Origin of the sequence: Paenibacillus mesophilus (genome assembly GCF_005938385.1) — a bacterium.
Lineage (GTDB): Bacteria > Bacillota > Bacilli > Paenibacillales > NBRC-103111 > Paenibacillus_AB > Paenibacillus_AB mesophilus.
Genome location: NZ_VCRA01000025.1, coordinates 51,105 through 66,538 on the forward strand (window position 1 = coordinate 51,105; position 15,434 = coordinate 66,538).

Genomic DNA, 15,434 nt, shown 5'->3' on the forward strand with positions numbered 1-15,434 from the left:
TTATCGGTTGTATTAGTTAAAATGGTTTAAAATACATTAGAGCAATGAGCAGAAAAGCCAAAACGTGCGTTACGCCTTCGAGCTTAGCCGCTTTCTTGCCGGCTTCTATGTACGCCCCGGGCAAATCTTCTCCGGTATGGTTCGCGAGAATGTCCGCCTGCGCCTTCATTTGCTTCGGCAGCATACCGATGACGATAACCTGCGCGGCCAAATACAGCACGATCGAGGCGATATACCATCCGCTCTTAAATAAGGAAGGCGTAATGATCCCGAGTATAAGACCGGTAACAAGGAGTGCGATGCTTCCCACTTTAGGGAGAATTTCAAGCCGCTTCAGCAGTTCGAGCGTGTGCTTCGCCTGACTGGCCGTCTTGGCTGTCTTGGCTACGATCGGAAAGCCGAACGCTGCCCCCAGGCCCATAATGGCCGAGACAATGTGAATAAAAAGTAAAAAGTTATACATGCTTCCACACCCCTTAGTCCCATCGGATATCATTACCAATGTCATTATAGAGTGTCGAACGCAATCATGTAAACGTTTTTTTTGTAAATTTCATACAACAAAATGCGACAAAAGCCCTAGGGATTCATCCCAGGACTTTTGCTGGCATCCGACTAAATTTGACTTTCGATGGTCGCGCAGTATTGTTTGATTTTCGACAATTCATTGCGGATCGCTTCGTCCGTTTCCATGTTTTGCAGCTTGTTGCAGCTTTCCACGATTTTTTGCGCTTGCTGCTTCACCTGTGGACTTGCCATCTTCTCACCTCCTGCCGTTCCACCCGTTAGCATGCACCGTTCTGTTTGCGGCTATTCGCCGCTTCGATCATATTTACGATGACGGCGGCATATATTTGGTGTCATCATTCCGTCATGAAGTTGTCTCGAATCTGACATAACCGGCAGCTCCCGGCTGTGTGCGACAGCGGTATAATTAGATCAAGAAGTTCCCGTATGGGTACATTCTGTGAGGAGGGATCCGGATGGAAGCATCGCTTGACATTCGCGAACAAACGCCGCATACAGAGGAAACAGCCGCATTCGATCCGTTTTATGTGGAATTCAAACTTGCCGACGATTTGCCGTTATGGCTGAAGCTTCAATACGAAATACGCGCCAAGCTGGAGAAGCTGTCGGCGGAGAAAGAGCGGGCGCTGCCCGCGGACTTCGGCGCGGGTCTGTCTGCTGTCAACGAGCGCATTACCGCATATAATAAACATGTTCCCAATGCCTATCTGCGCAAACCGCCGATCACTGCACACAATTGGTTGGAAGAGTACGAGAACTGGCAGTAACCACATTCTACAAGGTTAGGATATTACATGAAAACGCGCCGACCAACAGGTTCAGCGCGTCTTTGTGCTATTATCCGATAAATCCGATATTTTCGTACGTTTTCGCAAGCGCGCTTTTCGCGTCTCCTTGAAGCCATCGATCGACGAGCGTATGGTATACGGAGCGGAAATCGACCTCGTATTTTAAATCCCCGTTCCGATCGACATTCGTCAAGCTCGGGTATACCCCATACATCCCGCCCTTGACCTTGTTGCCCATGACGAACACCGGCGCCGCCGTACCATGGTCCGTTCCCCCGCTTCCATTCTCCTTGACCCTGCGCCCGAACTCGGAGAAAGCAAGCGTGACAACGCGGTCCGCCAACCCCTGCTCCTCCAAATCGTCATAAAAGGCGGATACGGCAACATCCAGATCCTGCAGCAGCCTTGCGTGCTGCTCCTTCTCCTGGGCATGATCGTCGAAGCCGCCGAGCTGCGTATAAAAGACGCGGGTTCCCGACTGACCGCTCAATATTTGCGAGACGAGCTGCAAATCTTTGCCGATGCCGGTCTTCGGATACACAACCTTATTGCGGTATGACGTTCCTAGCGATTGGATCGCCGCGACGCTTTCATATGCTTCCAATCCGCGGCGGCAGGCTACTTGCAGCTGCACGCCCTGCCTCTTCGGATCGTACATATCGAGAAACGCCTGCGCGATCCGATTCTGCTCGACGGGCGGCGTCTTCGGATCGACAAGGCGGAACGTGTCCAGCGTTTGGATGACGGGTACGTTGACTTCGTCCGAATCGAACGCCTTGTTCGAGATGTTGCCGATCTGCAGCGCTTTCAGCGGATTGCGTACGTCGGACAGCGACGAGGCAACGTAGCGGCCCAGCCATCCGTCACGGCCCAATTTATCCGGCTCGGCCGTCTGCCATATATCCATCGAACGGAAATGCGAGCGGTCCGGATTCGGATAGCCGACGCCTTGCACGATCGCGAGCCGCCCTTTCTGATACATGCCGTACAGCCCTTGCAGACTCGGGTGCAGACCGACTAACCCGTCGATGTCGAGCACTTCGCTCTCCTTCAGCGCAAGTGTCGGCCGGGCATCGTAATAGCCGCCCAATCCGTAAGGGATAAGCGTGTTGATCCCGTCGTTGCCGCCCGAAAGCTGTATGACGACCAGCACGGTCGGGTCGGCAGAGGCCGTTTCCGATGGGGCAGCCGATTCCGCATACAGCGGCTGGCCGGTTTTCGAGAACAGAAACGGCCCGCCAAGCCCCAATGTCGCGAACAGCGCCGTTCCCTTGACGATAAATTCCCTTCTGCTCATCTTCATGAGACTGTCTCCTCCTTGCGCCTCGCCTTATACCGCGAAGCGTCCGTCCCTGTCCGTTATTTCATCTGGGCCTCGGGGCTGATCATGAGCAATTGCAGCGTTCCCCTCATCCCGTTTACTTTCGACGCCGCATGGACGAACGTCTCGTCCGCATATTTCGCGATTACGCTTCGGCTCCGTTCGCTCAAGTCCCACAAGCCTGCTTGACGGCTCCATAAATCGACCCATTCCTCTGCCTTATCTTTGCGCTCCGGCATATAGGAAGGCGACGTAAACATATTCGTCTTGATCCGCTTGGACACCGATTCCGCGAACTGGGAGCGCGATAACAGCGAGCTGGCCATGAGCCAGGCAGCCCCGCCATCCCAGCCGGCTACGTCCGGAGGCATATACAGCTCCTGTCCCATTTTGCGCATGTTCCCGATGAAGCTTTTCGAGATCGGGATCTCGAATGCGCGGAGTATGCCCGCCACATATTCGGCCGGCGATTTGACGACCGTAAGCCGGTACTCCGGCTTGTAAAATTCATCGGACTCGAACAGCGAGCGCAGCACCTCCCCGATCGTTTCTTTCTCGGCAAAATCGGCCGCCACCTGAGCCACCCATCGCTCCGGCGGATTCGGCGTCCCGAAAAACGTCAGCAGGTTGCGCGCCATGAAGGGAGCGAGCGCCTTCTGCCGGAACAGCACATCGACAACGGTCTTCTCGTCGAAATTGCCGGTCTCCCCCAGTACTTTCTTAATGCCACTATCATGCTGTCTCGGAGCGAACATCACTTGCTTGGTGTTTCGGTTAAATCCCCAGCCTGTAAATGCCCGCGCCACTTCCTTAATATCTTCCTCGGTGTAATTGCCGAGACCGAGCGTGAACAGCTCCATCACTTCGCGCGCGTAATTTTCGTTCGGCTGGCCTTTTCTGTTGCTGTTCGAATCGAGCCAAATGAGCATCGCCGGATCACGGCCTACCTCAAGCACTAGCTCGTGGAAGCTCCCGAGCGCCAAACTCCGGAACATCTCGTTCTGCTGCCGCATTAGCGCGGCATCATTTACTTTCCGATGCGATGTAGCGAAATGATCGTGCCAGAACAGCGTCATCTTCTCCCGAAGCGGCTCGTCGCTCGCGGCCATCCGATACAGCCAGTACGTTTGCTCGTCGTTGATCTCGTTCGGCTTCAGTTGCTTGCCATCGGCCATCGTCTCCTCGATCGGCGGTATCGACTTCTTGTCTCCCGTAAGCGAAATGCCTTCGATCAACCTTCGCACGGTCTCTTCTTGGCCAAGAGAGAGCGCGGCGTTCACATCACCCGGCGACACATGAAATATCGTCCGGCTAAGCAAATGCACCGCATCGTTTTCCGTCCATCCGGTTCCCATAAACCATCCTCCCTGCCTCTTAACGAACCTCCGGGCTCTATTAAGAAGCATACGACGAAAATGTTACAAAAGAATGACCCTCCCGTAACCGGGAGGGTCAACGCCGCATTACTCTTTATAGCCGCCTGTCGATATAATCGTCGAAATCCGTTGCGCCGCATCGCTCTTGATCCGGTCAAGCTTTTCCTTCGTAAACGCCTTGTCGCTTTTGGCAGCCAGATCGAGTGATTGGTTGAGCCAATCCACGAGCCGATCATGAAGCTCCGTTTGATTCAAGCCGGATACTTCCACCAAACTCTTGCCCTCTTGCAATAAATTTCTCACTTCGCTATCTTCCCGGTTGGCGATAGCTACGACGTAACTGATCAGACCTGACATATGACGATCGATAATTATTTTGTAATCCACATCACGCTTCGTATCGTCATAACCGCTTGTCGATATAATCGTTGAAATCCGTTGCGCGGCATCGCTCTTGATACGGTCAATCTTTTCCTTAGTAAACGCCTTGTCGCTCCGGGCAGCCAGATCGATCGATTGGTTGAGCGAAGCTGTCAATCGCTTCAACAGTTCCGAGTCCGACAAGCCGGAAAGCTCCACCAAACTTTTGCCTTCTTGCAACAATTCCCTTACCCTACTGTCTTCCTGGTTGGCAATAGCTCCGACGTAGCTGACCAGACCCGACAAGTGACGATCGATGATGATTTCGTAGTCCACATCTCGCTTCGTGTCGTCATAACCGCCTGTCGATATAATCGTCGAGATCCGTTGCGCGGCATCGCGTTTGACCAGGTCGACCTTTTCCCTAGTAAACGCCTTGTCGCTGTTGGCAGCCAGATCGATCGATTGGTTGAGCGAAGTTGTCAATCGTTTCAACAGTTCCGACTCCGTCAAGCCGGACAGCTCCACCAAACTTTTGCCTTGTTGCAATAATTCCCTCACTTCGCTGTCTTCCCGGTTGGCGATAGCTCCCACATAGCCGACCAAACCCGACATGTGACGATCGATGATGATTTCGTAATCCACGTCTCTCTTTGTATCGTCATAACCATCTGTCGAGATGATCGTCGAAATCCGTTGCGAGGCATCGCTCTTGATCCGCTCGAGCTCTTCCTTCGTAATCGCCTTGTCGCTCCGGGCAGCCAGATCGATCGATTGGTTGAGCGAAGCGGCCAATCGATTCAACAGTTCCGATCCGGTCATGCCGGATAGTTGGACCAAGTTTTGCCCCCGCATCAGTTCTTCTCTAATTTCGCTATCTTCCCGATTGGCAATTGCCCCGACATAACTGACCACACTGGACAAGTTACGTTCGACGATCGCCTTATAGTCGACCTGCGTTGTAGCCGCGTATGCGGATACTCCTCCGATACCAGCAAACGTCCCGCCGAACAGAATGGCAGCTGCAACTCCGCCGATGATTACACCTTTTTTTGCAATATTCAATGTTTTCATGTTTGGTTTCCACCTAATCCGATTTTTTTGTTTTTTTGTCTCTCTCCATAACCCATTGTAAGGGAATGATGAAGCCGAGAAATCGGACTGTGGATTGTTTTTCCAACCGGTCTTTGGTCTAGGTCCTTTTCGGACCCGGGTCCCTGCCGGTCATGACACTTGTCATATGCTCCCGCCCACACAAAACAAACGCCCCCGGCGGAAAGCCGGAGGCGCGGTATTGCTTATTTGATTAGCAATCGAAGTACAAGGAATATTCTTGAGGATGAATGCGGATATTGACCGATTTCGCTTCGCCGCGTTTCAGTTCGATATAGTTGCTGATGAAATCTTTCGTGAACACGCCGCCTTGAGTCAAGAACTCGTTGTCCGCTTCGAGCGCGTCGAGAGCTTCGTCAAGCGTGCCCGGTACGCTGCGGATTTCGTTCTTCTCGGCATCGGACAGCTCATAGATGTTCGTGTCGAACGGACCGTAGCCCAGTTTGCGCGGGTCGATTTTGTTTTTGATGCCGTCCAGACCGGCGAGCAGCATCGCTGCGAACGCCAAGTACGGGTTGGCCGTGGAGTCCGGCGTACGGAACTCGATGCGGCATCCTTTAGGCGTAACAGCCGCGATCGGAATACGCACCGCTGCGGAACGGTTGCCTTTGGAGAACACGAGGTTGACAGGCGCTTCATAGCCCGGTACGAGACGTTTGAACGAGTTCGTGCTCGGGTTCGTAATCGCGATCAAGGCAGGAGCATGGTGCAGAATACCGCCCAAATAGTAAAGCGCTGTTTCACTTAAGTTCGCGTAGGCGCCTTTCTCATAGAACAGCGGAGTGTCGCCGTTGAAGATCGATTGGTGGACGTGCATGCCGGATCCGTTGTCTCCGAACAGCGGCTTCGGCATGAAGGTTGCCACTTTGCCGTATTGGCGCGCCGTGTTGTGCACGATATATTTATATTTCAACAGGTTGTCGGCCGTTTTCGTCAGCGTGTCGAACCGGAAGTTGATTTCCGCTTGGCCCGCAGTCGCCACTTCGTGATGATGACGCTCGATGCGCAGCCCCGCTTCAGCCATCAATCGACACATTTCGCTGCGGATGTCCTGCTGCGAGTCCATTGGAGCTACAGGCACGTATCCGCCTTTGACCGGCACTTTGAAGCCGAGGTTGCCGCCTTCTTCTTTGCGGGCGCTATTCCATGCCGCTTCTTCGGAGTCGACTTCGAAGTACGATTTGTTCATGCCCGTTTCGAAGCGGACGTCGTCGAAGATGAAGAACTCGGATTCGGGAGCGAAAAATGCGGCCGTACCGATTCCCGCTTGCTGCAAATATTCTTCCGCCTTTTGAGCGATCGAACGCGGGTCGCGCTCATACCGTTCGCCGTCCGGCGTATGAATGTTACACATAATAATCAAGGTTGGATGTGCGGTGAAAGGATCCACATAAGCGGTTTCCGTATCCGGCATCATGACCATGTCGGATTCTTCGATTCCGCGGAAGCCCGGGATGGAGGAACCGTCGAATGCCACACCGTTTACGAAAGTATCTTCGTCTACCTCACTGCTTGGCAAGCTGATATGCTGCGCTTTACCCAACAATCCGACAAAACGGAAATCTACCCACTCGATATTTTTTTCCTTGATCAGATTGAGCACATTTTGGACAGACATGATTTAAATCCTCCCATTTCCGAACATTCACCGCATCACGATCGATCATTGTTCAGGTTTTTTATTGATTATGGAATTAATTATAATCGCGGTTCAAAACAGCGTCAATACTTATGTAAGGTATTTTTTATTATCATGTCAGGTTTGCTTACATTGAAAGCGTTTCACTTCACAATTTCGACAAAAAATCCGCTATTTCATCATAGGCACTTTGGGAAAACGACACGAAATCCCCCTTATATGATCGAAAAGACAACGAAAAGACTCCCGCCTATGCGACGGGAGCCTGCAAGGATGACCTATTATAGATAGCTTTATACGTGAAGCGGCTCTTTCTTCGTCTCGAACGTTTTGCCGCACAGCGGCGCCAATTTCTCGAGATCCTGCAGCAGCTTGGCGAACTGGTCCGGGAACAGCGACTGTACGCCGTCTCCCGTCATCGAGTTGTCCGGATCCGTATGCATCTCGACGATCAATCCGTCCGCTCCCGCCGCTACCGACGCTTTGCACATCGTCTCGACCAGTTCCCGGCGTCCCGTACCATGGCTCGGATCGGAAATGACCGGAAGATGGCTCAGCTGGTGAAGCACCGGAATGGCCGTCAAGTCGAGCGTGTTCCGCGTGTACGTCTCGAATGTTCGGATTCCGCGCTCGCACAGCATGACGTTCGGGTTGCCGCCGGCCAGAATGTATTCGGCCGCATTCAGGAATTCGTCGTATGTCGAGCTGAAGCCGCGTTTCAGCAGCACCGGCGTTTGGATCGTTCCGAGCTTGCGAAGAAGGTCGAAGTTTTGCATATTGCGCGTACCGACCTGCAAAATGTCGGCATGCTCGGCGCAAACGTCGACATATTCCGGTGTCATGACTTCGGTGATCGTAAGCAGGCCGTGTTTCTTGCCGGCCTCGGCCATCATTTCCAAGCCTTCCACGCCTACGCCTTGGAAGCTGTAAGGACCGGTTCTCGGCTTGAATGCGCCGCCGCGAAGCACTTGACCGCCTGCCGCCTTCACGAGCCGGGCGATCTCGTCGATCTGCTCCGGAGATTCGACTGCGCAAGGACCTCCCATAATGACGAGCTCGCTTCCGCCGATCTCTACGCCCTTAATATTGATGACCGTATTGTCCGGGTGGAAATCGCGGCTTGCCAGCTTGTAGGACTTCGATATTTTGATGACGTTCTCGATACCGGACATTTGGCGGAGCTGCTCGGCCAGCTTCGGATCGGCCTTGCCGATTATGCCGATGACGGTGCGGTCCGTTCCTTTGGACACGTGGGCTTGCACGCCTTGCTTCTCGATATGGCGGACGATTTCGGCGATGCGCTCGTCGGAAACTTGGTTGGATGTTACTGCGATCATGATTATTCACTCTCCCTGTAGCTTTGCGTCCGGCGAACGGATCGCTTGTCTTTTCTCACTTAGACGCTTCAACGCGTATACGCTTTTAAGCTTTTATGCTTTTAATCGTTAAAGTAACTATACCCGATAAGCCTTTCCCCGTCAATAGGGAAAACAATGACATTCCAAACAAAAAAGATCGCCGGAACATAACCATGTTCCAAGCGATCCTTCGGGAAGATCAATGATTCGTTTGCTTCAGTATGAGCTGTTCCCGGCGCACCCGGCGCTTCTCGGAACGTTTCGCCGTAAACAGCTGGAGCAATTGCTTGAGCGGGAAATAAAGCAGCAGAGCGATCATCGTTCCGTCCACGATTCCGCCGACGATCAGCTTCGCGTTGACGTAGAGCATTTTCTCGATCCAATGCGGCAAAAACGAGATCCATTCGTTAAACCGGTCCGGAACGATCAAGCCGCCTACCTTCGCATTGAGAAACGCCACCGGAATGTAGATGATTTTCCCGAACACGAAGCCGATCAAGGCCCCGGCGATATTCGCCCGAAATAAATAAACAAGCGGGAAAATAAGGAAAAAGGCCAATCCGAACGTCGGCAAAGTGACCATCTCCACGGCAATGCCTATAGAGAAGCCCGCGGCCACTTTGGCGGCTCCGCCTTTCGCCCGCGACAGCTGCAAATATTTGTATCTAAACCATCGGGCTATCCCACTGAACGTCCGAGTGAGGCGCGACGGGTTGGCGGGTCTTGTTGTACGCTTCACTTGTACCGTCATCGGGTCCCCATCCTATTCTTGTGAAAGTGCTTTTACCGGCGGGAGCAGCTTGCTTTTGTTGATCGTCCGTTTGATTTCCCATGTCTCGGGACGATCGGGATCGAATTGTTCCAAATATCCGATCACTTCCCTCGTGATCGGAGTAGGCGTGGAAGCTCCCGACGTAACGCCGACCTTGTTAATGCCGGTCAGCCAACCGGTATCGATTTCCGACACATCGGATATCCGGTATGCTTTCGTTCCGGCTATCTCTTCCGATACTTGGGCGAGACGGTTCGAATTGTTGCTCCGCGGATCTCCGACGACGATGACAAGCTCCACTTCCTTCGCTTGCTCGGCCACCGCCTCCTGCCGCACCTGAGTAGCCAAACATATTTCGTTATGAATTTCGGCTGCTGGAAATTTCGCGATCAGCCGGTTCATAATGTGCCGGATATCCCATTGGCTCATCGTCGTCTGGTTCGTAATGATGATTTTGTCGACGGGCAGATCCAGCTGGCCGATCTCTTCTTCCTTCTCTATCAGGTGAACGTGATCCGGTGCGATGCCGATGGCTCCTTCCGGCTCCGGATGCCCTCTCTTGCCGATATAAATAATTTCGTAGCCCTGTCCCGTCTTCTCCCGGATCAGGTCATGCGTCTTGGTTACATCGGGACATGTCGCATCGACGACCGTCAATCCCTTCTCCCGGGCGCGCTTCCGTACTTCCGGCGATACGCCGTGGGCGGTGAAGATGACCGTCCCTTTCTCGATCCGGTCCAAAATTTCTAGACGGTTGGCGCCGTCGAGCGTAATGACGCCTTCGTCTTCGAACGCTTCGGTCACATGACTATTATGCACAATCATTCCCAAAATATAGATCGGCTTCGGCAAGTCGAGGTTGCGGGCCGTTTGGCGCGCGAGAACCATTGCGTCGACTACGCCGTAGCAATATCCTCTGGGAGATATTTTAAGCACTTCCATCGCAATCCGCCTGCTTTCGACACGATTTGACATCAACTGTTTACAATTTCATTATACCGTATTCAATAAGGATTAGAAAGCGAAGGCAGGACGGGCAGCCACACGATAAACGTGGTACCTTTTTCCTTCTGCGTCTTCACCTCGATCGAGCCGCCGTGAGCGTCAATTATCCATTTCGCGATGGACAGCCCGAGGCCGGTGCCGGATTTTTTGCCGCGCGACGGATCGGCCCGGTAAAATCGTTCGAAAATATAAGGAATCTCGTCCTTGTCCATCCCGATTCCGGTGTCGCTTACCCGGATCCCGACTTGACCGCCTGCTTGCAGCGCATCCAGCTCGACATGCCCCTCCTCGGTATATTTGAATGCGTTCTCGATGAGAATGAACAGCAGCTGCTGCAAATAATCTTTATTCCCCTGCACATAAACGTCGTTCAGAACGGCCAAATCCCCGGCTATCCATTCGGCGCTTCGCGGCAAAAACTGCGCCCGGCGAATCACTTCCTCGACAAGCGGCCTCATCTCCACGGGCTCTTGGCTCATCGTAAAGCCGGCGTCGGCCCGGGCAAGCGACAGCATATCGTTGACGAGTCTCGACATCCGCTCGGCCTCGGAAGCGATGTCGTGCATCGCCTCGAGCGACAGCTCGACATTGCCGTCCCGGATCACGCTTATGCCGGTACCGTCTTCTTTGCCCGATTCGAGCGCGGTCGATTTCCATACTTTCTCGAGCAGATCCACATTGCCCCGGATCGTTGTAAGCGGGGTGCGGAGCTCGTGCGAAGCATCCGAGACGAAGCGCCGCTGAGCGCGGTATGCGTCATCCAGCTCGGAATACATCCCTTGAATACGCGTAAGCATGCCGTTGATCGTATCGGTCAGACGTCCGATCTCGTCCATCGGTCCCGCGTAATCGATCCGTTTGCTCAAGTCGGCGCTCTTCTCCACGGCGTTCGCCGCATCGATCACGTTCTCGATCGGCTTCAACGCTTTTCTTGACAAAAACCAGCCTGCGGAGGCGGCGAGGAAAATCGTCAGCAAGCCTATGACGATCAAAATGAGCCTCAAATTGTACAAAAACTGCTCAACGTCGTCGAGTACGGTCGCAACCTGCAGCACGCCGACGAGAGAGCCTTCGAACACAAGAGGGCTATAATACATGAGCAGCTTGTACTCCTGATTGACGTTTATCGTCTCGAAGCCGTCGCCACCCTGCAATACCCGGTTAATCGATTCCTCCGAATATGGAAGGTTGCTGCGCAAATTGCTGGAGCGCTTGATCTGTCCTTGGGTCGAGATGCTTTGCAAATAAATGCCGGCGGATTTGAATTCGCGCAACTCCGGCAGCGAATAAAACACCCCGAAGCCGCGAATCTCTTTATTGACCTCCCGCGCTTGAATGACCAGCTCGTCGCGCAAATCGTTATGCAGCTTAAAGTTGAAAAACGCGTAGAGCGCTATTCCGAATACTAGCAGCGTAACGGCCAGTATGCCCGAATACCAAAGCGTCAGGCGCAGACGTATCGACATCCGTCATTCCCCTCTCAGTACGTAGCCCGCTCCCCGAACCGTTTGAATGATCCGCTTGCCGCCGTACTCCTCGAGCTTTTGCCGCAGCAGCGCGATGTATACTTCCAGCACGTTCGATTCGCCGCTGTAGTCGTAGCCCCATATTTTCTCCATAATGATATCCCGCGACAGCACCCGTTTCGGATTCTGCAGAAACAGATGAAGCAGATCGAATTCCTTGGTTGTCAGCTCGATCGTATGGCCGGCGCGGATCACCTCCCGCGTATCCAGATCAAGCATAATATCCTCGAACTGGGTCCGGTTCGTCTTCTGCTCCGCCGTATCCCCGCGGCGGCGCATCAGCGATCGGATTCTCGCCAGCAGCTCCTCGAGCGCGAACGGCTTGACCAAATAATCGTCGGCGCCCAAATCGAGCCCCCTTACCCGGTCGGCGACTTCATCTTTCGCCGTCAGCATCAGAATCGGCACCGAGCTGCCGCCTTCCCTGACGCGGCGGCATACTTCCCAGCCGTCCATCTGCGGCATCATGACGTCCAATATGAGCAAGCTCGGCTCCATCGCCAGCATTTGCCTCAAGCCTTCGGTGCCGTTGTTCGCCGTTGTGACGGTATATCCTTCGAATGCAAGCGAACGCCGCAGCATGGACGTTATTTTCTCGTCATCGTCAATTACCAAAATATGCTCTCTCAATCGTCCAACCATCCTTTTCCCCAAAAAGTGTAGTGATGCTTTGCAGTTTATTCCGAAACAAAATTTCCCAAAGTGAAGTGATGATTCTATCGTATAATACCCCGCATTGCGAAGGCAAATCCGGCGATTCGGATGTCTCCTCAACGAAAAAGGAAAGCAGGAGGAACGTCCCAGCGTCCCGCTCTGCTTTCCTCCTGCCGAATACGGCTTCCTTCGTTATTTATTCATGTCTCCAACGATGACAGCCGTCGTCAACGTTTTGCCGCTGCGGTGTACCGTGAGCGTTACTTTGTCGCCTACTTTGAAGCTTTTGATCGTATTGCGGAATTCTTCCGTGTTTTTCACCTTCGTGCCGTTCACTTCGGTGATGACGTCGTACGGCTGCAGGTCGGCTTTGGATGCCGGGCTGCCTTGGACGACGGAAGCGACGACCGTACCTTGCGCATTATCCAGCTTCAATTCCTTGACCCATTCTTCGGGAATGTCTTGAATGTTCACGCCGATGTAAGGGATCGGAATTTTCACGTTGTTTTTCAGGTTTTCCAGAACCGACGTCACCGTGCTGGTCGGAATCGCGAAGCCGATGCCTTGCGCCTGCGAGCTGACCGCCGTGTTAATGCCGATTACTTGGCCTTGCAGGTTCAAGAGAGGACCGCCCGAGTTGCCCGGGTTGATCGAAGCGTCCGTTTGCAGCAAATGCTTGTATTCCCGCGTTCCTTGGGTATCGCGAATGTCGATCGGGCGTTCCTTCGCACTGAGCACGCCTACCGTAACCGTATGGTCAAAGCCGTACGGGTTGCCGATCGCGACGACCCAATCGCCTACGCTGATATCGTCGGAGCTGCCGAGCTGCAGCATGTTGAAGTCTTTGCCGTCCTGCTTCTCGATTTTAAGCACGGCCAAGTCGAGGCTGTATTCCGATCCGAGCAGCTTCGCTTTTAACGGCTGGCTGTAGCCTTGGACTTCGACTTCGATTTCGTCGGCGCCGTTGATGACATGCTCGTTCGTAAGAATGTATCCTTCTTTATCGAAGATGAACCCGGAGCCCATGCCAAGCGTCTGACGCTGCGTGCCGTTGCCGGTATTCGGCTGCTGGCGCTGGCCGTTTCCGAAGAAATAGTCGAAGATATCGGAATTCGTACCGCTTCTGGAACGGCTGCTTGCTTTGGCGTACGTATTGATTTTTACGACGGCCGGGCTGGCATTGTTGACGATTTGCGAAATATTGTCGGGTCTGACGATCGATTCCAACGCCGCCGTCGTCGCGCCGCCGTTGCCGCCGCTGCCGTTCGCTTTCGTTACGGAGCTTGATATCGCGCCGTTATTTTGCGAAAGCACTCCCGCGTCGCTGAACAAATTCCATCTATCGGAGGCGAACATCAAGCTTCCGACCACGACCGCGCCCGCCAAGAAAGTAGCGAAGTACGATTTGAAGGAGCCCGATTTTTTCTTCCCGCCATTGAATTCCCATGGATTTTGCGAAGCCGGCATCTGCTGCATCTGCTCGCCCCGGTCGGTATATCCGTAATAAGGGCGTACGGGGCGCGGTGCGGTAATTTCAACATTCGACGTTCCATGCTCCGACGAAGCGGTTGTCGTTTCTCCCGTATCGTTGCCGGCCGATGATTTGAACGGGCCGTACGAATAGTAGTACGATGGTTTCTCGGTTTTGTCGTCGTGTTGCTCGTTATGGTTTGCGCGATTCGACTCGTCGTTCTGCGGTTTAAAGAAGTCGCTATAGTCGCGTTTGTTATTTTCCATTGCAAAATCCTCCTCCGGTTTACATTCTCCCTGCTTTCAATTGTATTGCTGTATGTTGTTCTTCTTGTCTATATATTGCACCCGCAACCTTAAACGAACATTAAAACAAACTAAAATGAAGCTAAATTTACCCCAAAAAGTGACGCGATCCTGTCGAAGCTTATTCCGATTACTTTTCGGGGACCCCGATACTTGCGCCCCAAAAAGTGACGCAAACGCTGTCGAAGCTTATTCCGGGTACTTTTCGGGGACCCCGATACTTGAGCCCCAAAAGTGACGCGATTCTGTCGAAGCCTATTCCGGGTACTTTTCGGGGACCCCGATACTTGCGCCCCAAAAAGTGACGCAAACGCTGTCGAAGCCTATTCCGCGATGCTTCTCTAGTTTGCTTCAATGCGCTTGGCGCAGCTATTCGCAGGGCTTCAGCCGCCGGATTTCCTCAACGTCTGCCTGCTAGCCACGAGGGGCGGCTTGACCCCTACCTCGGTTGAACTTTCATCAGCTAGTTGTGCCTAGCTTGGCTAGGCGCGCACTGGAAAACCTACATCTAATTTTGCCGAATCAGGCGGAAACCGGGGAGCTAACTGGAAAACCTGCATCTAATTCCGCGATAATGGGCGATATGGAGCGAATTCGATAATAATAGCTGCATCTTTTCCATTTAAAGCTGTCCAATATCGATAAAACGTAGAATTAACTACACCTTTTACAGTTATCGACATGCCTTAACCGGCAAACCAACCGGCCGCCCCCCGTCCTCCCTCCGAAACCAAAACAAGCAGGGGCTATACCAGCCCCTGCTCCACCTCTCGCAGCAATTCCGTCGCCTTCCTTACCCAGTGGTCTTCCACGCCGGCATCCTTGTCGACCGGATCCTGGAATTGGTCGATCATCGCCCCGAACGTACGGGGAACCGCTTCGGAATCCAGCCCTTCATTGTAGACGTGCTTCAGCACGAACGGCGTCCCCATCAAAATTTGCGTGCCTGGATTAGGCGACTCGGCGCCCGCCAGCTTGCCGCGGGTCACTTCGAACGGCAGCCGGAGCCACACTTTATTCGCTTCATCCAGCGAATGATCGAAGCAGCCGTGATCATAGTCCCAGTTCCCTCCGAGCGTGAACTGATACTGCTGCAAATGATCTTTGACGCGATCGAATTCGTCCGTACGGTTTTCCAGAGCGGATTGAATCGGCTTCATGGCGCACTCCTTGTTTTTAACAATAGTTTGCGCCAAAAATGCCGATTTTATCCCTGCC

Annotated in this window: 14 protein-coding genes; 1 reads left to right on the top strand and 13 read right to left on the bottom strand. The window is 53.3% G+C overall.

Annotated elements, in window-relative coordinates; translation table 11 throughout:
* Positions 1–16: 16 nt before the first annotated feature.
* Positions 17–463, bottom strand: coding sequence for a DUF2269 family protein (locus FE783_RS29325; protein WP_238403300.1), 447 nt, complete (start codon positions 461–463; stop codon positions 17–19).
* A 152-nt stretch (positions 464–615) separates the two neighbouring features.
* Positions 616–759, bottom strand: a complete 144-nt coding sequence (locus FE783_RS37740; RefSeq protein WP_158302097.1) for a hypothetical protein — start codon at positions 757–759, stop codon at positions 616–618.
* Positions 760–983: 224 nt separating this feature from the next.
* Between FE783_RS37740 and FE783_RS29330 the strand changes: the two genes are divergently transcribed.
* Complete coding sequence (locus FE783_RS29330) at positions 984–1,295, top strand: hypothetical protein (RefSeq protein WP_138882950.1); 312 nt, start codon at positions 984–986, stop codon at positions 1,293–1,295.
* 70 nt (positions 1,296–1,365) lie between these two features.
* On the opposite strand, the gene FE783_RS29335 is transcribed toward FE783_RS29330, so the two are convergent.
* From FE783_RS29335 to FE783_RS29385, 11 genes are all read right to left on the bottom strand, one after another.
* The gene (locus FE783_RS29335; RefSeq protein ID WP_138882951.1) at positions 1,366–2,619 is read right to left on the bottom strand and encodes a DUF1501 domain-containing protein; all 1,254 of its coding nucleotides are present in this window, start codon (positions 2,617–2,619) and stop codon (positions 1,366–1,368) included.
* A gap of 56 nt (positions 2,620–2,675) precedes the next feature.
* Positions 2,676–3,992 (bottom strand): DUF1800 domain-containing protein, encoded by a 1,317-nt coding sequence (locus FE783_RS29340; protein ID WP_138882952.1) that lies wholly within the window; start codon positions 3,990–3,992, stop codon positions 2,676–2,678.
* A gap of 108 nt (positions 3,993–4,100) precedes the next feature.
* Positions 4,101–5,447, bottom strand: a complete 1,347-nt coding sequence (locus FE783_RS29345; RefSeq protein WP_138882953.1) for a hypothetical protein — start codon at positions 5,445–5,447, stop codon at positions 4,101–4,103.
* A 232-nt stretch (positions 5,448–5,679) separates the two neighbouring features.
* Complete coding sequence (gene glnA / locus FE783_RS29350) at positions 5,680–7,104, bottom strand: type I glutamate--ammonia ligase (RefSeq protein WP_138882954.1); 1,425 nt, start codon at positions 7,102–7,104, stop codon at positions 5,680–5,682.
* A 314-nt stretch (positions 7,105–7,418) separates the two neighbouring features.
* Positions 7,419–8,462: a 3-deoxy-7-phosphoheptulonate synthase gene (gene aroF / locus FE783_RS29355; RefSeq protein ID WP_138882955.1), complete on the bottom strand. Its 1,044-nt coding sequence runs from the start codon at positions 8,460–8,462 to the stop codon at positions 7,419–7,421.
* A 220-nt stretch (positions 8,463–8,682) separates the two neighbouring features.
* Positions 8,683–9,234, bottom strand: coding sequence for a DUF2062 domain-containing protein (locus FE783_RS29360; RefSeq protein WP_138882956.1), 552 nt, complete (start codon positions 9,232–9,234; stop codon positions 8,683–8,685).
* Between the two features lie 12 nt (positions 9,235–9,246).
* Positions 9,247–10,197, bottom strand: coding sequence for a 4-hydroxy-3-methylbut-2-enyl diphosphate reductase (locus tag FE783_RS29365; RefSeq protein WP_138882957.1), 951 nt, complete (start codon positions 10,195–10,197; stop codon positions 9,247–9,249).
* 62 nt (positions 10,198–10,259) lie between these two features.
* Complete coding sequence (locus tag FE783_RS29370) at positions 10,260–11,726, bottom strand: sensor histidine kinase (RefSeq protein WP_138882958.1); 1,467 nt, start codon at positions 11,724–11,726, stop codon at positions 10,260–10,262.
* A gap of 3 nt (positions 11,727–11,729) precedes the next feature.
* Positions 11,730–12,416 carry a response regulator transcription factor gene (locus FE783_RS29375; RefSeq protein WP_138882959.1) on the bottom strand — a complete coding sequence of 229 codons (687 nt, stop codon included), beginning with the start codon at positions 12,414–12,416 and terminating at the stop codon, positions 11,730–11,732.
* 216 nt (positions 12,417–12,632) lie between these two features.
* Positions 12,633–14,177: a S1C family serine protease gene (locus FE783_RS29380; protein ID WP_138882960.1), complete on the bottom strand. Its 1,545-nt coding sequence runs from the start codon at positions 14,175–14,177 to the stop codon at positions 12,633–12,635.
* Between the two features lie 785 nt (positions 14,178–14,962).
* The gene (locus tag FE783_RS29385; RefSeq protein WP_138882961.1) at positions 14,963–15,376 is read right to left on the bottom strand and encodes a YugN family protein; all 414 of its coding nucleotides are present in this window, start codon (positions 15,374–15,376) and stop codon (positions 14,963–14,965) included.
* Between the last annotated feature and the right edge of the window lie 58 nt (positions 15,377–15,434).